The sequence below is a fragment of the Brochothrix campestris genome, from assembly GCF_046058945.1.
Lineage (GTDB): Bacteria > Bacillota > Bacilli > Lactobacillales > Listeriaceae > Brochothrix > Brochothrix campestris.
In genome coordinates, this window is the sequence record NZ_CP175511.1 from 1,733,536 (window position 1) to 1,756,004 (window position 22,469).

A 22,469-nucleotide genomic window follows, 5' to 3' on the forward strand; every position below is an offset into this window, starting at 1 on the left:
GCATCACTCCTTTTAAAAAAAGAATAACGAAAACTATTGCCGATTGTCAATCGAAACAAAAAAAGAACACCCGTGACTACTTCACGGGTGTTACAGATTATTAGCGTGTTTTAACGTCTTTTAGTTACTCCCATGGTCTTGCTAAGCCCAATTGACTCGCTAATTCACGTTGTTTCGCGACTTTTTGTTTGCGTTCAGCCGCACGGTCAGCACCACCGGCACAGACGATTTTTTGTTCGGCTGTCACCGGTTCAACCGTCGGCACTGGTGTCGGTTTGCCATCTTCACCAATCGCAACAAAGGTCATAAAGGCCGTTGCCGCCAACTGGCGCTCACCTGTCATCATGTTCTCTTTGACGACTTTAATAAAGATTTCCATTGATGTCCGGCCTGTATAGCACACATACGACTGCAAGCAGACCGACTCGTTGAGATGAATCGGTGCAAAGAAGCTGACATTATCTGTACTCGCCGTCACGCAGTTATGTTGCGAATGACGTGATGCACTCACTGAGGCAATATCATCAATCATCGACATTAAATTACCACCAAATAAAGTATCAAAGGCGTTAATGTCGAATGGAAACACCCGACTTGTTTTAGCTGTAAATGAATCGATACACGTTTTATGCATTTTCATGTTTTTTATCTCCCTTACCGATTGTTAAAGTACTCTTACTGACGAGCGGCAGCTCAATCCGGAAGGTTGTTCCTTCTCCATATTCGCTGAGCACACTAATGCGTCCGTTATGAGCCTCTATAATACTTTTGACAATTGCGAGGCCAATACCCGTTCCGACTGTTTTATGTCGTTTACGTGCCTTATCTGCTTTGTAAAAACGATTAAAGACGTAAGGTAGATCTTCGGCTGTAATACCCGGGCCGTTATCAACAATATCAAACACTAAGAAGTAATCTGTTACATATTGTTTAATCGTTACGCGACCGCCCTCACTTTGACCTGAGGCGTAGCGCAGTGCGTTTGAGATTAAATTGACGAATACTTGTTGCATCCGATCAGCGTCATAGTTATAGACAAAATCAGCCGTTTCAAAATCAGCTACCATCGTGACTTGATGCTCAGTCGCATAGGATTCATACTGACGCAGCACCTTATCTACAACCGGATGTATTTCTTGGAATTTTAAATTCAAGTCAATGAAGCCTGATTCCATCCGCGTAACATCTAAGAGATCATTCACGAGCCGTGCCAAGCGATTGGCTTCTTCGTTAATAATTGTCGAAAACTCAATCACGTCGGCTGTTGATTCTGCGACACCATCAATAATCGCTTCGCTGTAGCCGGTCATCATCGACAGTGGCGTTTTTAATTCATGCGACACATTGCTGATGAAATCGGTACGCATATTAATCATCCGTTTCAATTCGGTATAATCACGGGTGATTGCAATCACATTAATCTCGCCACTCTCATCACGAATCAAGGTTAACACCACCGCATATGAATATTTATCGATGTCAATTTCCACTTCCTGCGTTGTTTGTGTCACGAAGGCTTCCCGCACAGCCGCGTCTAAAATCGGCGGTACTAAGCTCTCGTTTTCATTGGCTAACGACGACTGCCATTTTGATAAGAAAATATCAGCCGGTGGGTTTTTCAAGATAATTTGGCCGTCACGTGTAAACCGTAACACGCCATCCGCCATCGCCCCTAACAACCCGCTTAACTGATCTTTTTCGGCTTCAATCGTCTGAATGTTTGCTTTGAGAATGCGACCCATTCGATTAAATGACCGACCTAAATCGGCAATTTCATCATTTGACACAATCGGCACCTGAATGTCAAAGTCACCATAAGCGATTTGACTGGCCGCATTGCGCATCGAACGTATCGGCGCCGCAATACGCGTCGATAAGAACAAAGCAAACACCGTCACTGCAATAATACTTAAGAAGTAAAAGATGGTGACTGTTTTTGTCATCGTTACCATTGATTTATAAATATCTTCATTTGATTTAAAGACGTAGACATAACCTTTACCTGGAATACCTTTGACGGTATAAGCGGCGGCACTAACGTAAAGCACGAGTTTCTCGTCATCGCTCTTATTTTCAATTGCAACCTTTTTAAAACTATCGCCATTGTCACTTGTCGCTATAATCCGTTTCCCTTCCTTCTCTAACGTTTGACGCATATCAGCAGTCAAATAATGTTGATCCGACGAACGATAAACCTCGTCTTTGGTCGGATACGTAATGATAACGTTCATGTTTTTAGGAAGCATTTCCAACGACTGCTCTTGGATGGTATCACTCGTATAATTTTGTTTGACCATCTGCACGACCTTCGTGGTCGTCTGTTTAAGCAATTGTTTATTATCCTTTAAGTTACTCGTCGTGAAAATTTGAATGAGTAGCACGACAATAATCGTTAAGCCAATCGTCGATAGCAAAATAATTGTTACCCAGAGTTTACCGACAACACTAATAAAAAATTGTTTCATCGTATCTCCTTTCACTTGAAAGAAAAAACGTCTCGCCTGATAAGTCAGAACGAGACAGCTATTTTCTTATTGAGATTAATCTCTGCTTTCAAATTTATACCCGATACCCCAAACAGTTACAATCATCTTCGATACTTCCTCAGAATGTTTGTACAGTTTTTCACGCAGACGTTTAATGTGGGTGTCGACTGTTCGTAAATCACCGAAGTAATCATACTGCCACACTTCTTTTAATAACTGCTCACGTTCAAATACTTTATTCGGTGCCTTCGCTAAGAAAATCAAGAGATCATATTCTTTCGGTGTTAAGCTCACGACATTGTTAGCAACCGTCACGCGATGTGCATCGTTATCGATGTATAACTCGTGATACACAACTACGTCACTGTTTTCTGAACCCATCGTTTGTTTCGGATTTTCATTGACACGACGCAAGAGCGATTTCACACGCAACACAATTTCACGTGGGCTAAACGGTTTCGCGACATAGTCATCCGCACCTGTATTAAAGCCATCAATGACGTTAACTTCTTCAGCTTTGGCAGTCAGTAATATTACGGGTGTCTTTTTGACTTGTCGAAGCTCTTTTAGGACTTCGAGGCCATCTTTTCCAGGCATCATAATATCTAATAAAATGAGATCATATTCATTGTTTAAGGCTAACTCTAACGCAGTGATACCGTTATCGGCTTGTTCAACTTGATAGTTTTCGCGCTCTAAGTACATCGCTAATAACCGTCTAATTCTATCCTCATCATCAACTACTAATACTTTTATATTATTTTCAACTGTTTCCACACAAATGCCCCCTGAAATTTATTGATGTTTACCTGTCATTGCTAGTGCATACATTTGCTTCACTTCATGGACTGATAATTCACGCCATTCGCCGGGCGAAAGATTACCGAGTACAAGTGTGCCATATTGTTCACGTTTTAATTTTTGAACGGGATGACCAACGGCTTCGAACATTTTACGCACTTGGTGATTACGGCCTTCATGAATGGTCAATTCAACAATGGCTTTATCTTTGCCTTTATCGCCTGAGATAAAGTGTGCTTTCGCTTTTGCTGTTTTACGACCATCGATTCTCACACCGTCTTGTAGTTGTTTAATTGTTTCACGTGTCGGCAAGCCTTTGACACGGGCAACATACGTTTTTTCAACTTTGAATTTAGGATGCATTAACATGTTCGCAAATTCACCGTCATTGGTTAACACAATTAAACCAGATGTATCATAGTCTAAACGGCCAACAGGATACACACGTTCGGGAATCATCTCAAAGAAGTCGGTGACAACTTTACGTTTTTTATCATCTGAAGAAGCTGATAAAACACCGCGTGGTTTGTATAACACAAAGTAACGGTTTTCTTCTTTTGATAACGGCACACCATTCACTTCAACTTTGTCGCTTGGTGATACTTTAATGCCTTGTTCGCGTACTGTTTTACCGTTGACAGTCACACGGCCATTGGTAATTAATTCTTCTGCCTTACGTCGCGAGCTAATGCCTGCGTTAGCTATTACTTTTTGTAGTCTTTCCATCTTCAACACGTCCTTTTATAGTCGTATCTTGAAACGTTTTAAAAAATAAGTCCATTTCTTCCTGGAGTTTATCGTTTTCCCATTCTTCAGATACATCGGGTAATTCATTTAAATTGGCTAAGCCAAAATAATCCAAAAATTCTTTTGTCGTTACATACAAGCGAGCACGCCCTACTTTTTCAGAGCGTCCCTTATCGGTAATCAGGCCTCTTGACACTAAGGTTCTCACAGGCCCATCCGCACTAACACCACGAATTTCTTCAATTTCAATTCGGGTGACTGGTTGTTTATAGGCGATAATCGCCAACGTTTCTAACGACGCTTGCGTCAATGCAGAGGCATGAGGGCTATCCACTAGTTTCTGCAAGTAATCCGCATACTGCGCCTTAGTTGTTAATTGGTAACTGTTCGCTAACTCAATTAACTGAATGCCGGAACTGTCATCCGACTGATATTTCAATCGTAAATTTTCAAGCACTTCTAACAGCACATCGCGTTGAATCGTCATCACTTCACTGAGTTGTTTTAATGATAAACCATCATCACCTGCAGCAAACAAGAGACTTTCAACAATTGCCTGTTCGTTTTTGAATTTCATTTATGTCACTCCCTTAAAGATACCACTAAATCAGTGAAACTGTCAGCCTGTTCAACAATAATAAGTTGACGTTTCATTAATTCTAGCAAGGCTAGAAACGAAACGACAAGCATTGAACGACTCGCTGTTTCAAATAAGGTTTCAAACAGAACCGCTTCTTTACTACCTTTTATTAATTCTATCATATCTGCCATCCGATCTTCTATCGATATCTCTGAACGCGCGACCGTTGTTTGCAATGGCTTCGCCAATTTCTTACGACGCATCATTTTATGAAAGGCACCGAGTAAATCAGCCATCGTTACGCGTTCTTCATCCTCAGTGACGACAACTGCCTTTTCGACTAATGGTAGCGGTGCTTTCGTATACAACTGCTGCCGTTCTTTTTCTTTTGTTTTTAAGTCAACCGCGATTTCTTTGAATTTCTTATAAGCAACCAACTGTTCAACTAATTCTTCACGTGGATCTTCGCCTTCATAACCTTGCTCATCTTCAGCGACCATCACAGGTTTCTGTGGCAGGAGTGTGCGACTTTTAATCGCCAGCAAACTGGCTGCCATCACGATATAATCACCCGCAACGTCTAATTTCAATTCTTTCATCGTATGAATGTACTCCAAATACTGATCGGTTATTTGTGCAATCGGAATATCATAAATGTCAATCTCGAGTTCGCCAATCAGATGGAGCAAGAGATCGAGTGGGCCTTCAAACACGGCTGTTTTAAATGTTATTTCTGTCATCTTACTCACCTCTAAGCTGTAAATCATTGCGGACTAAGTCGGCAAACGATTCTCGTTTAACAACCAGTCGGTGTTGCCCATCAGCGACAAACACTACCGCGGCACGGGGCACACGATTATAGTTGCTGGCCATTGAATAACCATATGCTCCCGTGCTAAACATTGCTAACACATCGCCAGCGACTGGTTGAGGTAACTGTGCGTCCCAAATGAGCATGTCACCTGATTCACAATATTTACCAGCAATCGACACGGTTGTATCGGCTGGTTCGTTCATGCGGTTGGCTAAGGCTGCGCTGTATTTTGCTTCATATAAAGCAGGTCGAATATTATCACCCATGCCACCATCGACGGCAACGTATTGACGGATACCCGGTACTTTTTTTGATGAACCGACAGTATACAAGGTTGTGCCTGCCTCACCTACAAGGGAACGTCCTGGTTCGATCCAAATTTCGGGCAGGTCAAGTCCGAGTGCCGCTGTTTGCTGTTTCACCGCTTGAATGATATGACGAACGTACGTTTCTGGTGCTAATGGCTCATCTTCGTCGGTATAGTGAATCCCGAAGCCACCACCTAAGTTCAACACATCAACAGTATAATTTAACGTCATTTGCCATTCTGCCATTTTAGTAATGATGCGATCAGCCGCCGTGATAAAACCATCCATCTCAAAAATTTGGGAACCGATGTGGCAATGAATCCCTTTATGGTTAATGTGTGCCTTCGTTTGCAACAATTGAATCGCTGCTTCAGTCTGCCCATTTAATAAACCAAAACCAAATTTAGAATCATCTTGCCCGGTTGTAATAAATTCATGTGTGTGTGCTTCTACACCTGGTGTGACACGTATCAGCGCATTAACCGTTGCACTCATTTCTGACGCCAACCGATTGAGCAATTCGATTTCATCAAAATTGTCAATCACATAGCAACCGACCTGTTCGCTAATGGCGTAACGTAGTTCTGCTTCCGTTTTGTTGTTGCCATGAAAATGGATTCGTTCAGCTGGAAATCCGGCTTGAACAGCTGTGTACAACTCTCCTGCCGAAACAACATCTAACGACAATCCTTCTTCGTGCATCAATTGATACATCGCTACCGTCGCAAATGCCTTGCTGGCATAAGCAACCTGTGCCTTGACTTGTTCGGTTGCAAACGTCTCTTTAAACGCCTGCGCACGGTTGCGCACAAAGGAGGTGTCATAGACATACAACGGGGTGCCATATGTCTGTGCTAATGTAACGGCATCGACTCCGCCGATTTGAAGATGCTGTTGTTGATTGATTTGGCTTGTGCCATGTAACTTGATTTCCAACTAAATGTCCCCTTTCTGATTAAATTGTTGCGATAATATCTTCCATGTACGCTAAAAATTCATCTTGAACGCGATTGCTCACTTCAATTACCTCAGCATGATTAAGTGGCTGATCTAAAATGCCTGCCGCCAAGTTCGTAATGCATGAAATTCCTAGCACAGGAATTGACATGTGTGCTGCCACAATCACTTCTGAGACAGTTGACATCCCGACTGCTGATGCTCCCATACCACGCATCATATGAATTTCAGCACCGGTTTCATAAGCTGGTCCGGTTAAGCCTAAGTACACGCCTTCTTTAACATTGGCTAAACCTAATTTCGTCGCTGATTGACGGGCAATCGCTAACAGCTCTTTATCAAAGACGGTTGTCATGTCAGGGAAGCGCGGTCCAAAGCGTTCATCATTTTTACCGATTAACGGACTTGTACCGGTGAAATTAATTTGATCAGTTAGCAACATTAACGTGCCTGGTAAAAACGTTTCGTTAATCCCACCTGCTGCGTTAGTGACAATCATCTTTTCAACACCAAGTAATTTCATCACACGTACGGGGAAGGTCACTTGTTGCATCGTATAGCCTTCATAAAAGTGGAAACGCCCTTGCATTGCCACAACTGTCTTACCTTGCAATTCACCAATCACTAATTGCCCAGCATGTCCTTCGACCGTTGATACAGGGAAGTAAGGAATCTCTTCATATGGAATCACAACCGGATTGTTAATTTTATCCGCTAAAACACCTAAACCTGATCCTAAAATAAGACCGACCGTCGGTAATGTTGCGACCTTGCTTGCAATATAGTTTTTTGATTCTAAAGCTTTTTCATACATAGTAATATCTCCTTTGAAGTGATTTATTTTTAAGCTCTGGGATGGAACTGTTGATAAACATCAGCCAAACGATTTTTTGTTACGTGTGTATAAATTTGCGTTGTTGCAATGTCAGAATGTCCGAGTAGTTCTTGCACAGACCGTAAATCCGCTCCATTTTCGAGTAAATGAGTTGCAAACGAGTGTCGGAGGGTGTGCGGTGTGATTTCCTTACTAATACCCGCTTTAAGTGTTAATTTCTTTAAATTTTTCCAAAAACCTTGTCGTGTCATTGGTTGACCGTGAAAATTCAAAAAGACAGTATCGTTTTTATATTTTTCACGGGTGAGCTGTGGGCGTGAGTCTGCTAAGTAGGTCGTCAACACGTGACTCGCTGTTTCACCTAATGGAATAATCCGTTCTTTATGCCCTTTACCTAATGTTTGGATGAAGCCCATATTCAGATGTAAATCAGATAATGTTAAGGTGATTAATTCTGATACACGTAATCCTGTTGCATACAATAACTCTAACATCGCGGCATCTCGTAAACCGAGCACGCTCGTTTTGTCAGGGGTTTCAAGTAATGCAGCAACCTCATCAATATGAAGAATATCAGGTAAGTGTTGGGCTTGCTTCGGAGTGGCTATTTGTGTTGTTGGATCATTCGTCGCCTTCTGTTCGATTAACAAGAAATGGTGAAACGAACGAATTGATGCCATGTAACGAGCGACCGATCGCGCTGATTTCCCTGTGGTTTTCATCAATGCCATGAAACCGACAATATCCTCACGTGTAATATCCGCTAACTTCGTCAGTTGACGATGTTCACGTAAATACGTCAAATATGCGGTCAAATCGCGTTGATAAGCTTGCATCGTATTGTCAGACAACCCTTTTTCGACACGAATATAATGTAAAAAATCTTCAATACTCGTTTTCATCAACAACTACCCCTCCTTACCTCACATAATTAATCTAATTCATTATATCATAAAAGCGGAAGAAGCCCTATATCTTCGTTGTTTTAAGACGATTTTATCCGTTTTTTCGCTAAAAAAAAGCGCAGCAAATTGCCGCGACATGTTTGTGCTATTTTTGTTGTTTTTGACAGCTGTCACAAATACCATGAAAAATTAAACGATGGTCTTTAATTAAGAAGTGATATTTAGTCGACACCTTTTCTTCGACATCCATTAATAGGTCTTCTTGAATCTCATTGACTTCACCACAATCAAGACAAATTAAATGATGATGGAAATGCTTCGCACCTTCTTGCCGAATTTCATAGCGCGCCACACCGTCACCAAAATTAATTTTATCTAAAATGTCGAGTTCCGATAACAAATCGAGCGTACGATAAACCGTCGCCAAACCTGTATCAGGAGCCTTTTCTTTAACGCGTAGGTACACTTCTTCTGCACTCAGATGACTCTTTTCATTTTCAATTAAAACCTGTAAGGTTGCCTCACGTTGAGGCGTTAATTTGTATTTTTCACGGTGCAACTTTTTTTTAATCGCTTCCATTCTGATTGCCATATGATCGCCTCTGATTCCATTGATTATCTCTATCTATTCTCAATTAGGTGTTCTTAACTTTAAAATAACATATATCCTCCTAATTGTCCATCATCTTATAGAACCTCGGTTTCTTTTAAAAATAGACAGATAATCAGAAGTATTATCAATTGGAAATAAGCCTTATTAATAATTATTATAATTTAATTCGAAGTGTTGAATCGCATACACTGTCTTTGCATCAACGATTTTACCTTCGCCAATTAACGCCTTTGCCTCTGTTAATGTTAGAGTGTGTACATTTAAAAATTCATCGACATCCATCGCTAATGGCGCTTCTTGCCTTGCAAGGCCTCGTGCTTCATAAATATGAATAATTTCATCGGCAAAACCTGGCGCGGTATAAAGTGCGGTCAGCAACTGCCAGTTTGCCGCACGATAGGCGGTTTCTTCTTCGAGTTCACGCTGAGCTGTGAGCAGATGTTCTATTTCACCTGCATCAATCTTACCTGCTGGTATTTCAAAGATCACGCGATCGATTGGTTTGCGGTACTGTTCGACAAATATCATTTTTTTATCGGCTGTAATTGCTAAAATAGCGACCGCACCAGGATGGCGAATGATTTCACGTGTGGCTGTTGCACCGTTAGGTAGGCTGACCGTATCGATTTGTAAATCAATCATGCGTCCGTTAAACACTTGTTCTGTTGCGATTGTTTTTTCAATTAGCTCTTTCATCATCAACGCCCCCTTTTTTTGTCAGTATATCATACCGAGTAAAGGGTGAAAACTACAACTAACGACTGATACAATCAGTCGCTAATTATGCTAAGCTTAAACTATCGAAGTAGCAAAACGGTCATTTAAAAGGAGTGAACACCAATGAAACTAATTAGCAACATTTTTCGTTTTACGATTACGAGCTGGTATGCAATCACGCTTTTCATCGTCTTATTATTTTTAACAGAGTTCGACGACGATACATTTATCCCAATTGTTATCCTCACTTTACTCGTTGGTAGCCTCGGCTATTATTTCTCACATAAACAAACGCCCGCACCACCTTCTGCTAAAGAACACGGCTTAAGTCGCAAAGACATGCGTTATATTTCTGGTAACTTAGTCGAAGCCCGTAAAAAAATCATTAAATTACAAAAGGCAGCCTATCGGAATAAAACAATTCCTTGCTTAAAAGGCAAAGACAACACGATTAAAATCATCAAACAACTATATGGGCTTGTCAATCAAACACCTGCCCGTTTCTTTTCAACAGAAGCCTTCTTCTTCTCCCACTTGGATTCCTTAGTTGAGCTTGTTAGTCGTTACGACTTTCTCCAAGCGCAACCAACAAAAGATACTAAGATGTTAGCAACCTTGAATGAGACTGAACAGATGATTACCGAAATGGATGGCATCATCCGCAATGATTTAGTAATGTTGCTGCAACAAGATGTCTCATCCCTTGATTTTGAAGTTGCCGTTGCACAGCAAACGGTTAACAGAGCGCAGAATAAAACGAAACAACCAACCGAATCGAAATAGAAAGGCGTAGATATGATGACTGAAACAAATAACACACACACAAAGGCAGTTTCTGCCGAATTGGAAAATTTAATGGCAAATCCATTTGCCGAACCGATAGCGCTCGAAGCTACGGCCGAACAAAAAACAGTGACAATGTATGACAGCTTACCGCTTGAAAGTAAGCAGATGGCCGATGACCTCGTCAAACAAATTGATGCAAACAATAGCCAATCTGTGCTGTTATATGGTTCACCCGCACAAGAGAAATTGCATGATTTTTCACAGAGCATGCTTCAGCACGTCCAAAGTAAGGATGTTGGTCCGATTGGTGATATCATCACTGAATTAATGCATAAAATCGAAGAAGCACGCCCCGAAGAACTTGCCAGCACTACAAATGTCTTCACGAAGCTCTTTAGTAAGATGAAACGTTCAATTAACGAAATTTCATCAAAATACCAACAAATGGGGACGCAAATTGATCGTATTGCAATTAAACTGGATCAAGCAAAAAAAGTATTAGTCGAAGATAACCTCTTTCTTGATGAACTATACGATAAAAACAAAGACTATTTCCAAGCCTTAAACATATACATTGCCGCTGGTGAACAAAAGGTTCACACTATTTTAACGATTGACTTACCCGCCTTGCAAACAAAGGCTGCTGCTAGTCATGACCAAATGCTCGTTCAAGACGTGAATGACTTACAACAATTCGCTACCAGGCTTGAAAAACGTGTGCATGATTTAAAATTAAGCCGCCAAATAACGATTCAATCAGCCCCTCAAATCCGCTTAATCCAAAATACGAATCAAGTGCTTGCTGAAAAAATCCAATCATCAATCATGACCGCTATTCCTTTATGGAAAAACCAAGTGGCGATTGCCCTCACCTTAATGCGTCAACAGCAAGCTGTCAAGGCGCAACAAGAGGTATCACGCACAACGAATGACCTGTTGAAACATAATGCGGAATTGCTCAAAACCAATACCATTGAGACCGCAATTGAAAACGAACGTGGCTTAGTCGACATTGAAACCTTAAAAGAAACCCAAACCAAACTCGTCGAAACAATCAAAGAAACGTTGGCAATCCAAGCTGATGGCCGTCAAAAACGTCAATCAGCCGAAAAAGAACTGTTGCAGATGGAAGATGAATTAAAACAACATTTACTTGAAATTAAATAATAAAAACAATGACACTCGCTTAAATGTATAGGACTTGGAAAAAGGTAACACACTGACTTCCTTTGGCAGCATAATCCCTTTTGAAAGCCCTTAACGTTTGAAAGAAACAAAAAGAAACCGCCACTTCGATTTGATTGAAGTGGCGGTTTCTTTTTGCTTTACGGCCTAATACTCGTCTTTATTAAACCCATAATCATTCAAGTAAACATCTTTGTTACGCCAATCTTTTTGAACTTTAACCCACAATTCAAGATAGACTTTAGAGCCCAGCATCACTTCGATGTCTTTACGTGCCTTCGTACCAATTTGTTTCAACATCGAGCCCTGCTTACCAATAATGATTCCTTTTTGTGATGAACGCTCAACAACAATTGTTGCCATGACGTGGATTTTTTCACCATCATTTTCTTGACGAACTTTATCTGTCGTTACTGCAACAGAGTGGGGAATTTCTTCACGTGTTAATTCCAATACTTTTTCACGAACAAGCTCAGAAATAATAAAGCGTTCTGGGTGATCGGTCACCTGATCTTCGTCATAAAACATTGGTCCTTCTGATAATTGTGCTTCAGTCAATTCAAGTAATTTATGCACGTTATTACCTTCTAGAGCTGAAATAGGCACAATTTCAGTAAAGTCTAACAACTGACGGTATTCATCAATAAAGCCCATTAAGTAATCAGGATGCACTTGATCAATTTTGTTAATGACTAAATAAATGGGTGTTTCGCCCACAATTGCTTGTAGTTTTTCAATGATAAACTCGTCACCCGGTCCTAATTTTTGCATCGCATTAACCATGAAGTAAATCACTTCAACTTCACGTAACGTGCTCAAGGCACTTTTAACCATGAAATCGCCCAGTTTATGTTTTGGTTTATGAATACCAGGAGTATCGATAAAGATCATTTGTGCGCTCTCAGTCGTGTATACCCCTTGAATTTTATTACGTGTGGTTTGAGCTTTATCACTCATAATCGCGATTTTTTGACCGACGATATTGTTTAATAGTGTTGATTTACCTACGTTCGGGCGTCCGACAATTGCTACGAACCCCGATTTAAAAGCTGAATTAGTCATATAATTAGTCCATATCCTTTCCTGTAAAAGCGCCTGGTAACAAGTCACTCACAGTCGTTTCTTGTGTGTTGCCATTTAAATTGGTTAAAAAGACAGGCATTGTTGGCTCACAAAATTCGGCAATCACTTGACGACATGCGCCACAAGGTGAAATTGGCCCATCTGTTTCGCCCACAATCACCATTTTCGAAAACGTTGTTTGACCTTCTGAGACTGCCTTAAAAATAGCTGTTCGTTCGGCACAGTTTGTTAGACCATATGATGCATTTTCAATGTTACAACCACCAAACACTTGGCCTGTTGGTGTGACTAAGGCTGCACCTACCTTGAATTTTGAGTAAGGGACATACGCTTGTTCACGTGCCGCTTTTGCTGCTACGATTAGTTGTTCAGTGTTCATCTGTATCACTCCTTCTATTTTATAAAAAATGCTAGTAGATAAGGCATAAAGATAATCGCACCGATAATAACCGCACCAATCGTCGCAATTAACACTGCTCCAGCGGCAATGTCTTTCGCATGTTTCGCCAACTCATTATACTCGCCGGTGCATAAGTCTACAATGCGTTCACATGCTGTATTGACCATTTCTGCAAAAATAACAAAGGCTACAGCTAAAACTAAAAAGAGCCATTCAGTTTGGGTCAATTTAAAAGATAGTCCTAATACAGTAATCAAGATTGCACTAAGACAATGTACCTTCATGTTCTTTTCATATTTAAAAACAAGGCAGATACCATTAAACGCTAACCGGAAAGAGCGTCTAAACGTTTTGTTTTTAAATGTCAGAACAGGTTTTTCATTAGTCACGTGTTAAACCATATGCTGCTAATATTTCTTTTTGTTTATCAAACATGATTTTTTCTTCGCCCGGTTCCATATGATCATAGCCTAGTAAATGTAACAAGCCATGCAAGGCTAGGAAGCCGATTTCACGATCAAATGAATGACCATAACGCTCAGCTTGTTCCTGTGCCCGTTCAATCGAAATAATGATATCCCCTAATACGCGTGGTTGCATCTCTCCATCTTCCCAGACAATCGCCACTTCATCATCACCTGTTTCTTCTAATGCAAATGAAATAACATCTGTCGGCATATCTTTATGTCGGTAATCACGGTTGATGACTTGAATTGCTGCATTCGTTACATACGAAAGCGATATTTCAGTGCCTTCCTCTATTCGCAGATGTTCAGCTGCAAATTGCAACAAGTCTTCCACATCTGTCAGCTGTTTATTTGCTAATTTACCCGTTTCGTCTACACTATCAATTACAAAACGCATACCGTTCCCTCTTTCCTTCGCCCTACTTAGGGTATTCTATTCGCTGATGATACACACCCACTAATACTTTCAACAAAGTGTCTTTAATGGTTAGCATATCTTTCATCGACAGCTCGCATTCATCAAACTGACCGTCCAACAAACGCTCTTCGACGATTGAATGAATCAAGTCCGCCATTTTTTCAGTCGATGGTGTTTTCATCGAACGTACTGCCGCTTCAACTGAGTCTGCAATATTAACAACGGCAATTTCTCTTGTTTGTGGTTTAGGTCCTGGATAACGAAACGTTGCTTCTGCAACGCTAGCATCCTCTTGTTGGGCCGCATAATAAAAATAGCGCAAAACCGTTGTGCCATGATGTTGTTCTGCCATATCAACAATTGGTTTAGGAAAATGGGCCGCTTGCAACATTGCGACACCATCCTTCGCATGCGCGATAATAATATCACGACTGGCGGTTGCTGTTAACTGCTCATGGGGACTTTTATCACCATATTGATTTTCAACAAAAAAGGCTGGATTCGACATTTTACCTACATCATGATAATAACAAGCCACACGTGTATACAACGAATCACCACCAATGGCATCGACTGCCGCCTCCGCCAAATTAGCAACCATCAAGGAATGATGATAGGTTCCCGGTGCTTCATTCATCATCCGCTTCAACAAAGGTTGTGATGGACTCGCTAGTTCCATTAAACGATTCGGTGATAACACCCCAAAAATCGTCTCAAATAGCGGTTGTAATCCTAAACTTAAAATAAATGCTATCAACCCTCCTATCATACCATAAAAGATAGGCCACCAAAATGATAAAGTTGAAATCGATACTGCACTAATAAGCTGAATGATAAAAATAGCAGCTCCATTAAACAATGAAATATACATTGAATCGACGAATAAGTCATTACGCGTTTTCGGTTTGTTTAAAATAAGTGTTGCACCTAAACTCGATAATAAAATATAAGCAATGAAATAAACGATGTTGAAGGTACTTTGACTACTTTGTAATATGAGGACTGCTGCCATTACAATTTGCAATATGCCTAAGAGCTTAAGTGCCCGATAACCTAACAATTGTAATATCATCGGCACAAACACAACGGGCAAAACGTAAATTAAATTATCAACCCGATGTTCAAATGCAAAGCGGAACAATAAAAGTATTAAATAACTCAAAACAGTTAAGGCACTAAAAATCATAAACACAATCGTGACATCATGCTGCTCGCGCCGTGAACGATAGACCAAGAAAAAGGTCATAATTGCAATCACAATCGCCATCAAGACATTTCCCAGGAGAACAAGCCAATTTAGCGATGATTTCACCATATGTACTAGTTCTAGCTGACGATAAATATCATCGGTTACGAGTTGGCCTTCTTGAACAATCACCTGCCCTTGTAAGATTCGAACCGGTTGGACACTATTTTGTGCAATCAAGCGCTGTTGATTGGTGGCAGACGCATCATAAAAACTATTAACGGTAATGCCAGCATTAATAATTTCAGTCGCGACAGCTCGTAACGATGAGGCAATCGCTAACTCGTTCATGCTTATTTGTAAATCTGCTCGAATGTTTAACAACTGTGTATTAGTCACACCTTTTTGTAGTTGTTTCGTTATCACACTCACTAACGTTGATTGAAAATCGGTCAATTTTGATGGTTTAAAATGATACAAGGTGACTAAACTCGCATCGCTAATCGATGTCTCTTCAAATGTCAGATCGCTCTTATTTAACAATGCACGTGCCCGCTTTACGATATTTTGATTCGAAAAAGGTTCGAATTGTTTTTTCTCTTTCTTCGCGGTTTCCTCGGCTTTGTCTTCATCATCTTGGACGGTACCAAGCACTGTAAAAATCATATTAACCGAGTCGATTTGATTTTGGGTAATGTTCGAATTGATGGTGTATACATCTTGCACATTATCCGCAGCGGCAACTTTTTCACTCTCGGTTTTTTTATCGTCAACAACTGTTTGTGACGCCCTAATGGTTGTCGGTGCTATTTCATTTTTCATGATATGATAAGGTTTCATCGTGCTCGCCACATTCAATACAACCGCCAACATAATGGCCAACACGATTAAGGTCGTAATGTTAAGCCGTCTATCTTGTGTTGCGGTTAGCTTCTTGCGGTTTTTTTTCATCGTCAGCTTCACGCTCCTCTGCTAATACGACATGCTACTCAGCACCGTATGCGTCAATAATTTTACCAACCAGTGGATGACGCACGACATCTTCGGTTTTAAAGGTGACAAATCCGAGGTCTTTAATTGGTTGTAGCAACTTTTCGGCATGGATTAAGCCACTTTTGCTCCCCTTTGGTAAATCTATCTGTGTCACATCACCATTAATAATCATCTTCGACCCATAACCGAGTCGTGTTAAGAACATTTTCATTTGGGCTGTTGTTGTATTTTGGGCTTCGTCTAAAATAATAAAGGCCTGCTCAATGGTGCGACCGCGCATATAAGCTAACGGAGCAATCTCGATGACACCACGTTCTAGCAAACGTGTGGTTGTATCCCTTCCTAGTACCTCGTGTAAGGCATCGTAGACTGGGCGTAAATAAGGATCAACCTTTTCTTTCAGATCACCGGGTAAAAAGCCGAGACTTTCGCCCGCTTCTACTGCCGGACGTGTTAATAATATTTTACTTACCTTACCACTTTTTAAGGCTTCGACGGCCATTACAACGGCTAAGTAGGTTTTACCCGTTCCAGCTGGGCCAATTCCAAAAGTAATAGCCTTTGCTTTGACCGTCTGAATATAGTTTTTTTGTCCAAATGTTTTCGGTCGAATCGGATTCCCCTTGCTTGTTTTAAAGATATGTTCGTCATAGAGACGGCTATAGTTGGCAAGTTTACCTGTTTTCGCCATCTTCACAGCTTGCGTCACATCACGTAAGTCTATCGCTATTTGTCGTTGTAATATTTCATTGAGGCTCACCAAAATTTGTTTAACTGCCACGATGTTTTCTGCGGTTCCGGTCACCGTGAAACTTTCACCGCGCGTAATAATAACGACACCAAAGGCCTCTTCAAGATATTGGATATTGGCATCATTCGTACCAATAAGTAATTGAACATCTTCTAATGAACTGAGTGTAAATGTATCTGTTAACTGATTACTCGCATTAGTCATCGCCACTACCCCTTTACGATTAAGTTATACTTCTATTTTACCCTAATCGCGGTCTGTTTCATAATCTTAGCAAGAAAAACACCCCAAATAAAAAGGAGCATCACAAGGATGCTCCTTTAAAACCGTCGTTTCCCTTTTAATGCCTTCGGTGCAGCCAATAATTCAGCCATGATCACACCTCGTACAAGTTCTTGCTTGCCTAGAAGCACATCGCCCGTTGCAACATTTACAGCCTGCACAACTTGTTTAGGCTGGTGTTTACGGTGAGACACCCTTACTTCGCTCAGTTCAGTTGTCTGACCACGTGTCGATTGACGTTGCCCCTTAGTGGACTGTAGTCGCTCTTGCCTGGTCGAAGTTTCACGTACTGTTTGACGACGTGGCTCTGTTGAGCGACGCGGCCTCACTGGCACTTCTTCAACAGCAACTGGCGTTGCCGTTGACTGTGTTTTTTGTCGGGTGGACGAACGGTTAGCTGTTCGTCGACGTGGTTCATCGGCTGTGCGAATAGGTTTAGATTGCTTAGCCGCTTCAGTAGCGGCCTTGCGTTCTTTTTTCTTTTTATCATCGAGGTACATTGTTATTAACCAAGCAGCACCACCGATAATCATCAATAGAAACTCCATTCGGTCGCCTCCATTTTAAACTATTGTTTGTTATTTTTACCCTCTTCATGTGTTTCGTTTAATTGGCTAATCGCCGCTCGCATGTCTGTATCTGATTCAATGTTTTTAAGATTGTAATAATCCATCACACCAATTTTACCTGACCGAAGCGCTTCCGCCATCGCAAGTGGTACCTGTGCTTCTGACTCAACAACCTTCGCACGCATCTCTTCAACTTTGGCACGCATTTCTTGCTCAGAAGCTACGGCCATCGCACGACGTTCTTCGGCTTTCGCCTGAGCGATGTTTTTATCGGCTTCGGCTTGTTCTGTTTGTAACTCTGCCCCAATGTTCGTACCGATGTCGACATCTGCAATATCAATTGAGAGAATTTCAAAGGCAGTCCCCGCATCAAGTCCTTTAGATAAGACTGTTTTTGAAATCAAATCGGGGTTTTCAAGCACTTTATTATGTTCAACTGATGAACCGATTGTCGAAACAATCCCTTCACCAACACGGGCGATAATTGTTTCTTCACCCGCACCACCAACCAAACGTTCGATGTTAGCACGCACTGTAATCCGTGCTTTTGCTTTTACTTCAATCCCGTTCATTGCCACACCTGAAATAAATGGTGTTTCAATCACTTTCGGGTTAACTGACATTTGAACCGCTTGTAACACGTCACGACCTGCAAGATCGATTGCTGCCGAACGTTCAAACGTCAATTCAATGTTGGCACGATGTGCAGCAATTAATGCATTGACGACACGGTCGACATTACCACCTGCTAAATAGTGACTTTCAAGCTGGTTAATCGTTGTGTTTAAGCCCGCTTTTTGTGCTTTAATGAGCGGGTTGACGATGCCCCCAGGGCTTACGCGTCTTAAGCGCATCCCGATTAACGTTGTAATACTTACTCTGACACCAGCTGCTAATGCACTGATCCATAATCCTACAGGAACAATTGTGAAAATAATCATCAATAAAATAATAACGATAACTGCCATCACAATCACACCCATGTTTTGCCCAATTAATGCTTCCATCTGTCTAACCTCCTATTGTTGTTTAAAAGCCTTTATTCACGTCTTATTTTGCTGTTTGCTCGCGAACAACGACTCTCATACCCTCTACTTTGATAACTGTTACTGGCACTTCGCTTTCAATGAAATCGCCTTCTGACACTACATCGATTAAACGACCATTTAACACCATTGATCCGGCTGGGCGCAAGGCTGTTTTTGTCAGACCAGATTGGCCGACTAATTCAGGACGATTTTCAGTTGAAACGTAACCTTCTTCTGTTTTTGTCGCATCACGCAACACGAGTTTTCGAAAAATATTCATCCGTTTTCCCAACACCTTTATCATTATTAATATTGTGACCCACATCACGAGCATTGCACAAGCAAGCGCAATCATTATGGTGACCCAATCTTCAAAGCCGGCTAAGAAAATACTAACGACGATGCCGATAACGCCTAATGCCCCGACAATTCCTCCCGGTACAAATAATTCTAACAGAACGAGTGCAAAACTAATAATGAAAACCATTACTAAAAGCCAACTTGCAAGTCCGATCATAATATGACTGAAGAAATAAATGAATATTAACAACAGTCCGATGATGCCAAAAATGCTAAAGCCTTTAGTAAAAAGTTCGATTGCAAAGCAAGCGCCTGCTAGCACGAGCAGGGTCGCAATCACAACTGGTTGCGTTAGAAAAGACGCCAGATGGTCAATCCTTGATGACGAGACCTGTGTCGCTGCCAAAACATGTTGTGCGGGTAAAATCGCAAAGACAGTAACAATGGCAAGCCAGCTTGCCAAAGCTGATTTTTTCATTTGCTTCACCTCATTTATTTGATATTTTTAAAAAAAGCCGGGAAAACATGAGTTCTCCCGGCTTTACAATTTTTAATTACATCAGATTAAGATAATTTTTGTTTTAAAAGTTTGCTAATTAATGAACCATCCGCTTTACCTTTAACTTTTGGTAAAATAACTTTCATTACCTTTCCAAAATCAGCTTTAGATGATGCTCCCGTTTCAGCAATCACTTCATCAACAATCACTAACACTTCTTCTTCAGTAAGTTGTGTTGGTAAATAGTGTTCGATGACTTGTAATTCCGCCTCAAGGCTTGCTACAAGGTCCTCACGCTCTGCACTCTTAAATTCAACCATCGATTCTTTACGCTGTTTGAATTCACGAGATAAGACCGTTAGTTCTTCTTCTGAATCCAATTCGTCGCCTTTTTTAATAGACTCATTTTGGATTGCAGCTTTAACCATTCGAATGACAGATAAACGTGCTTTATCTTTCGCACGCATTGCATCCTTCATATCTTGATTTAATTGTCCCAAAAGACTCATGAATTTTCATCCTCACTAATTAGAACTTACGTTTACGTGCTGCTTCTGATTTTTTCTTACGTTTTACGCTTGGTTTTTCATAAAATTCGCGCTTTCTGAATTCTTGCATAGTACCTGTTTTCGATACCGAACGTTTAAAGCGACGAAGAGCATCTTCAAGCGATTCGTTTTTGCGAACAACTGTTTTTGACATCTCTTAACCCTCCCTCCGCACACTGGAGTTACTCAGTAAATAACGTGAATCAATATTTACCTGCTAAGTATTCCTTAAAAATACCTAGATGATTGCCTAAACAACAATCACTCTATGCAATTATATAATAGTAAGAATTAAACGTCAACGTTTTATCGTTTATAATTCAAATTCATATGAAATTGCTGCCATTGCATAGAGTGGTGCTGTCTCCGTCCGCAGAATACGCGGACCGAAAGAGCCTGTTATAGCGCCGTTTTGACAGAACAAATCAACTTCAGAACGAGAGAGACCACCTTCTGGTCCAAAAATAATTAATAAGCGTGAGCCAACAGGGATTTTTCTTAAAAGCGCTTTATACGCTTGGTTTTCATTTATTTTAGCCTCTTCTTCGTCTGCAACAAACAGGTGGGTATATTGAGTGGCTGCTGCCGCTAACTGTTTCGTCGTTAGCAATGCTTTGATTTCAGGCACCTGAATCCGATGTGATTGTTCGGCAGCTTCTTGGGCGATTTTTTGCAGGCGTTGTCTTTTTTTACCTTGCTTTTTATCATCCCATTTCACAATAGAGCGTTCTGCCACATAGGGTTGAATCGCAAACGCACCTAATTCAGTACTTTTTTGCACGATGAGCTCGAGTTTATCTCCTTTAGGCAGGCCACAGGCAAGGGTCACCTCTATTGGTAACTCGACTGTTTTTTCAAGCTTTGTTTTTAACTGTAGGTGTGCTTCTGCTTTCGTGATCGTAACCAAAGTGGCAATGAAACTGTTGCGGTCGTTAAAGACTACAATGCATTCGTCTCCGACTTCATGACGCATCACGTTAATCAGGTGATGGTAATGTGGTGCACCGATAGCGATGGTTGGTTCGTTCGGTGTTGATGTTTCAATAAAGTAACGTTGCATCTTAGCCCTCTTTTCGAGCAATCAAGGCAAACCAATCGTCCTTGTTGTCACGCTCAATCATTGTTAAACCAGCAGCTTCAATCGCCGCGGCCACTTCTTCAACCTTCGTCTCAATAATACCAGAGGCAATAAACAAGCCTCCTGGTTTTAAGACGCGGTATACGTCGTCGGGGAACAGTAAAATAATATCGGCTAAAATATTTGCAACCACCACATCAACCGTGCGGTCAACACCTTCTAATAGATTACCGGTTGTGACTTCAACCACGTCACCAACCTTATTCACGTCGATGTTTTCTTGTGCCGCACGAACAGCGACATCATCTAAATCTAACGCTAAAACTGAGTTAGCACCTAACTTGGCCGCTAAAATACTCAAGACGCCTGAACCGGTACCAACATCAATGACATCATCGCCCGCCACAACGTATTTTTCAACGGCTTCGAGGCACAGACGGGTCGTTTGATGCGTCCCTGTTCCAAAGGCCATCCCAGGATCTAATTCGATGATATGTTCCTCAGGTGAATGCGGTGTATACTCTTCCCAAGTTGGGACAATCGTTAATTTATCAGTGATTTGGACCGGATGATAAAACTCTTTCCAAGCAGTCGCCCATTTTTCTTCTTTCACTTCAGTTAAGGTCCAATCAATCGGTCCGAGGTCGATGTCATATTGAACAAGTCCTTTAATCAAAGCATGAACAGCCTCAAAATCAATCGTCACATCTTCGTTATCTTCATAATACGCTTTTACAATCACACCCTCTGTTGGGTAATCTGCTGAATCGAGCGCGTACATCTCGCCAAATTGGTCGGGATGTTCACGTGTTAAGTCCGCACTATCTTCAATTGCGACACCATTGGCGCCATTTTCCATAAATACATTTGAAATTGCATCCATTGCGGCATGCGTCGTTGTGACACTCACTTCGATAAAATCCATTTTTGCATCTCCTTTATTTTAGCTCTCTGTTTGATTGTACCTTATCTATGATTGGCTTGAAAGTAAATCTCTTCAAAAAACAGCTTGATTCATCACGCTAAACTTCATACTGTAAAAGTTGATGCAAAAATCGCCCTACGCTCAGTCACACGCTTATAGCCTCCTCAATCGTCTGATTATTATGATTTTTGAAACTCGATCGTTTCTT

26 protein-coding genes are annotated in these 22,469 nt (G+C 41.1%); 2 read left to right on the top strand and 24 right to left on the bottom strand.

Annotation, left to right across the window (positions count from 1 at the left end):
- Window positions 1-124 precede the first annotated feature (124 nt).
- From ACJYYY_RS08615 to ACJYYY_RS08665, 11 genes are all read right to left on the bottom strand, one after another.
- The gene (locus ACJYYY_RS08615) at window positions 125-640 is read right to left on the bottom strand and encodes an acyl-CoA thioesterase (RefSeq protein ID WP_035313483.1); all 516 of its coding nucleotides are present in this window, start codon (window positions 638-640) and stop codon (window positions 125-127) included.
- Entirely contained in the window at window positions 627-2,465 is a 1,839-nt protein-coding gene (locus ACJYYY_RS08620; protein ID WP_051456833.1) for an ATP-binding protein, read from the bottom strand. Before ACJYYY_RS08620 ends, ACJYYY_RS08615 begins: the two co-directional genes overlap by 14 nt.
- Window positions 2,466-2,540: 75 nt before the next feature.
- On the bottom strand, window positions 2,541-3,263 hold the full coding sequence (locus ACJYYY_RS08625) for a response regulator transcription factor (RefSeq protein ID WP_035313485.1): 723 nt from the start codon (window positions 3,261-3,263) through the stop codon (window positions 2,541-2,543).
- A gap of 18 nt (window positions 3,264-3,281) precedes the next feature.
- Window positions 3,282-4,013, bottom strand: a complete 732-nt coding sequence (locus ACJYYY_RS08630; RefSeq protein ID WP_035313487.1) for a pseudouridine synthase — start codon at window positions 4,011-4,013, stop codon at window positions 3,282-3,284.
- A complete protein-coding gene (gene scpB, locus ACJYYY_RS08635; RefSeq protein ID WP_035313489.1) occupies window positions 3,985-4,611 on the bottom strand; it encodes an SMC-Scp complex subunit ScpB in 627 nt (208 codons plus the stop codon). The genes ACJYYY_RS08630 and scpB overlap by 29 nt, the downstream gene beginning before the upstream one ends.
- A gap of 5 nt (window positions 4,612-4,616) precedes the next feature.
- Window positions 4,617-5,354, bottom strand: coding sequence for a segregation/condensation protein A (locus ACJYYY_RS08640; protein ID WP_035313490.1), 738 nt, complete (start codon window positions 5,352-5,354; stop codon window positions 4,617-4,619).
- A 1-nt stretch (window position 5,355) separates the two neighbouring features.
- Window positions 5,356-6,666, bottom strand: coding sequence for a diaminopimelate decarboxylase (lysA, locus tag ACJYYY_RS08645; RefSeq protein ID WP_035313521.1), 1,311 nt, complete (start codon window positions 6,664-6,666; stop codon window positions 5,356-5,358).
- Window positions 6,667-6,691: 25 nt separating this feature from the next.
- Window positions 6,692-7,507 (bottom strand): purine-nucleoside phosphorylase, encoded by an 816-nt coding sequence (locus ACJYYY_RS08650; RefSeq protein WP_035313492.1) that lies wholly within the window; start codon window positions 7,505-7,507, stop codon window positions 6,692-6,694.
- A 29-nt stretch (window positions 7,508-7,536) separates the two neighbouring features.
- On the bottom strand, window positions 7,537-8,430 hold the full coding sequence (gene xerD / locus ACJYYY_RS08655; protein WP_035313494.1) for a site-specific tyrosine recombinase XerD: 894 nt from the start codon (window positions 8,428-8,430) through the stop codon (window positions 7,537-7,539).
- 148 nt (window positions 8,431-8,578) lie between these two features.
- A complete protein-coding gene (locus ACJYYY_RS08660; RefSeq protein WP_408868834.1) occupies window positions 8,579-9,025 on the bottom strand; it encodes a Fur family transcriptional regulator in 447 nt (148 codons plus the stop codon).
- A gap of 165 nt (window positions 9,026-9,190) precedes the next feature.
- Window positions 9,191-9,742 carry an NUDIX domain-containing protein gene (locus ACJYYY_RS08665; protein WP_035313498.1) on the bottom strand — a complete coding sequence of 184 codons (552 nt, stop codon included), beginning with the start codon at window positions 9,740-9,742 and terminating at the stop codon, window positions 9,191-9,193.
- Window positions 9,743-9,886: 144 nt separating this feature from the next.
- Between ACJYYY_RS08665 and ACJYYY_RS08670 the strand changes: the two genes are divergently transcribed.
- Both ACJYYY_RS08670 and ACJYYY_RS08675 read left to right on the top strand, forming a co-directional pair.
- Window positions 9,887-10,546: a 5-bromo-4-chloroindolyl phosphate hydrolysis family protein gene (locus ACJYYY_RS08670; protein WP_051456834.1), complete on the top strand. Its 660-nt coding sequence runs from the start codon at window positions 9,887-9,889 to the stop codon at window positions 10,544-10,546.
- 15 nt (window positions 10,547-10,561) lie between these two features.
- Window positions 10,562-11,716, top strand: coding sequence for a toxic anion resistance protein (locus tag ACJYYY_RS08675; protein ID WP_035313500.1), 1,155 nt, complete (start codon window positions 10,562-10,564; stop codon window positions 11,714-11,716).
- Between the two features lie 165 nt (window positions 11,717-11,881).
- Here ACJYYY_RS08675 and era read toward each other — a convergent pair whose 3' ends face one another.
- From era to prmA, 13 genes are all read right to left on the bottom strand, one after another.
- Window positions 11,882-12,796, bottom strand: a complete 915-nt coding sequence (gene era, locus ACJYYY_RS08680) for a GTPase Era (protein ID WP_035313501.1) — start codon at window positions 12,794-12,796, stop codon at window positions 11,882-11,884.
- 4 nt (window positions 12,797-12,800) lie between these two features.
- Entirely contained in the window at window positions 12,801-13,196 is a 396-nt protein-coding gene (locus ACJYYY_RS08685; RefSeq protein WP_408868835.1) for a cytidine deaminase, read from the bottom strand.
- A gap of 14 nt (window positions 13,197-13,210) precedes the next feature.
- Window positions 13,211-13,606, bottom strand: coding sequence for a diacylglycerol kinase family protein (locus ACJYYY_RS08690; protein WP_269479252.1), 396 nt, complete (start codon window positions 13,604-13,606; stop codon window positions 13,211-13,213).
- Window positions 13,599-14,081 (bottom strand): rRNA maturation RNase YbeY, encoded by a 483-nt coding sequence (gene ybeY / locus ACJYYY_RS08695; RefSeq protein ID WP_035313503.1) that lies wholly within the window; start codon window positions 14,079-14,081, stop codon window positions 13,599-13,601. Before ybeY ends, ACJYYY_RS08690 begins: the two co-directional genes overlap by 8 nt.
- A gap of 22 nt (window positions 14,082-14,103) precedes the next feature.
- Entirely contained in the window at window positions 14,104-16,239 is a 2,136-nt protein-coding gene (locus ACJYYY_RS08700; RefSeq protein WP_408868836.1) for an HD family phosphohydrolase, read from the bottom strand.
- Window positions 16,240-16,273: 34 nt separating this feature from the next.
- Complete coding sequence (locus ACJYYY_RS08705; RefSeq protein ID WP_035313505.1) at window positions 16,274-17,236, bottom strand: PhoH family protein; 963 nt, start codon at window positions 17,234-17,236, stop codon at window positions 16,274-16,276.
- A 116-nt stretch (window positions 17,237-17,352) separates the two neighbouring features.
- Entirely contained in the window at window positions 17,353-17,862 is a 510-nt protein-coding gene (locus ACJYYY_RS08710) for a hypothetical protein (RefSeq protein ID WP_035313506.1), read from the bottom strand.
- A gap of 20 nt (window positions 17,863-17,882) precedes the next feature.
- Window positions 17,883-18,890, bottom strand: coding sequence for a flotillin-like protein FloA (gene floA, locus ACJYYY_RS08715; RefSeq protein ID WP_051456835.1), 1,008 nt, complete (start codon window positions 18,888-18,890; stop codon window positions 17,883-17,885).
- Between the two features lie 43 nt (window positions 18,891-18,933).
- The gene (locus ACJYYY_RS08720; protein WP_051456836.1) at window positions 18,934-19,689 is read right to left on the bottom strand and encodes an NfeD family protein; all 756 of its coding nucleotides are present in this window, start codon (window positions 19,687-19,689) and stop codon (window positions 18,934-18,936) included.
- Window positions 19,690-19,775: 86 nt separating this feature from the next.
- Window positions 19,776-20,219 carry a GatB/YqeY domain-containing protein gene (locus ACJYYY_RS08725; protein ID WP_035313507.1) on the bottom strand — a complete coding sequence of 148 codons (444 nt, stop codon included), beginning with the start codon at window positions 20,217-20,219 and terminating at the stop codon, window positions 19,776-19,778.
- 19 nt (window positions 20,220-20,238) lie between these two features.
- Window positions 20,239-20,412, bottom strand: coding sequence for a 30S ribosomal protein S21 (gene rpsU / locus ACJYYY_RS08730; RefSeq protein WP_029091162.1), 174 nt, complete (start codon window positions 20,410-20,412; stop codon window positions 20,239-20,241).
- A 159-nt stretch (window positions 20,413-20,571) separates the two neighbouring features.
- Entirely contained in the window at window positions 20,572-21,318 is a 747-nt protein-coding gene (locus ACJYYY_RS08735; protein WP_035313508.1) for a 16S rRNA (uracil(1498)-N(3))-methyltransferase, read from the bottom strand.
- A gap of 1 nt (window position 21,319) precedes the next feature.
- Complete coding sequence (prmA, locus tag ACJYYY_RS08740) at window positions 21,320-22,261, bottom strand: 50S ribosomal protein L11 methyltransferase (RefSeq protein ID WP_035313509.1); 942 nt, start codon at window positions 22,259-22,261, stop codon at window positions 21,320-21,322.
- Between the last annotated feature and the right edge of the window lie 208 nt (window positions 22,262-22,469).

Excerpts from the sequence above, each read along its gene's own strand:
- ACJYYY_RS08615 (WP_035313483.1), bottom strand. The coding sequence starts at position 640 with ATGAAAATGCATAAAACGTGTATCGATTCATTTACAGCTAAAACAAGT.
- ACJYYY_RS08620 (WP_051456833.1), bottom strand. The coding sequence starts at position 2,465 with ATGAAACAATTTTTTATTAGTGTTGTCGGTAAACTCTGGGTAACAATT.
- ACJYYY_RS08630 (WP_035313487.1), bottom strand. The coding sequence starts at position 4,013 with ATGGAAAGACTACAAAAAGTAATAGCTAACGCAGGCATTAGCTCGCGA.
- scpB (WP_035313489.1), bottom strand. The coding sequence starts at position 4,611 with ATGAAATTCAAAAACGAACAGGCAATTGTTGAAAGTCTCTTGTTTGCT.
- ACJYYY_RS08640 (WP_035313490.1), bottom strand. The coding sequence starts at position 5,354 with ATGACAGAAATAACATTTAAAACAGCCGTGTTTGAAGGCCCACTCGAT.
- ACJYYY_RS08650 (WP_035313492.1), bottom strand. The coding sequence starts at position 7,507 with ATGTATGAAAAAGCTTTAGAATCAAAAAACTATATTGCAAGCAAGGTC.
- xerD (WP_035313494.1), bottom strand. The coding sequence starts at position 8,430 with ATGAAAACGAGTATTGAAGATTTTTTACATTATATTCGTGTCGAAAAA.
- ACJYYY_RS08660 (WP_408868834.1), bottom strand. The coding sequence starts at position 9,025 with ATGGCAATCAGAATGGAAGCGATTAAAAAAAAGTTGCACCGTGAAAAA.
- ACJYYY_RS08665 (WP_035313498.1), bottom strand. The coding sequence starts at position 9,742 with ATGAAAGAGCTAATTGAAAAAACAATCGCAACAGAACAAGTGTTTAAC.
- ACJYYY_RS08670 (WP_051456834.1), top strand. The coding sequence starts at position 9,887 with ATGAAACTAATTAGCAACATTTTTCGTTTTACGATTACGAGCTGGTAT.
- ACJYYY_RS08675 (WP_035313500.1), top strand. The coding sequence starts at position 10,562 with ATGACTGAAACAAATAACACACACACAAAGGCAGTTTCTGCCGAATTG.
- era (WP_035313501.1), bottom strand. The coding sequence starts at position 12,796 with ATGACTAATTCAGCTTTTAAATCGGGGTTCGTAGCAATTGTCGGACGC.
- ACJYYY_RS08685 (WP_408868835.1), bottom strand. The coding sequence starts at position 13,196 with ATGAACACTGAACAACTAATCGTAGCAGCAAAAGCGGCACGTGAACAA.
- ybeY (WP_035313503.1), bottom strand. The coding sequence starts at position 14,081 with ATGCGTTTTGTAATTGATAGTGTAGACGAAACGGGTAAATTAGCAAAT.
- ACJYYY_RS08700 (WP_408868836.1), bottom strand. The coding sequence starts at position 16,239 with ATGAAAAAAAACCGCAAGAAGCTAACCGCAACACAAGATAGACGGCTT.
- ACJYYY_RS08705 (WP_035313505.1), bottom strand. The coding sequence starts at position 17,236 with ATGACTAATGCGAGTAATCAGTTAACAGATACATTTACACTCAGTTCA.
- ACJYYY_RS08710 (WP_035313506.1), bottom strand. The coding sequence starts at position 17,862 with ATGGAGTTTCTATTGATGATTATCGGTGGTGCTGCTTGGTTAATAACA.
- floA (WP_051456835.1), bottom strand. The coding sequence starts at position 18,890 with ATGGAAGCATTAATTGGGCAAAACATGGGTGTGATTGTGATGGCAGTT.
- ACJYYY_RS08720 (WP_051456836.1), bottom strand. The coding sequence starts at position 19,689 with ATGAAAAAATCAGCTTTGGCAAGCTGGCTTGCCATTGTTACTGTCTTT.
- ACJYYY_RS08725 (WP_035313507.1), bottom strand. The coding sequence starts at position 20,219 with ATGAGTCTTTTGGGACAATTAAATCAAGATATGAAGGATGCAATGCGT.
- rpsU (WP_029091162.1), bottom strand. The coding sequence starts at position 20,412 with ATGTCAAAAACAGTTGTTCGCAAAAACGAATCGCTTGAAGATGCTCTT.
- ACJYYY_RS08735 (WP_035313508.1), bottom strand. The coding sequence starts at position 21,318 with ATGCAACGTTACTTTATTGAAACATCAACACCGAACGAACCAACCATC.
- prmA (WP_035313509.1), bottom strand. The coding sequence starts at position 22,261 with ATGGATTTTATCGAAGTGAGTGTCACAACGACGCATGCCGCAATGGAT.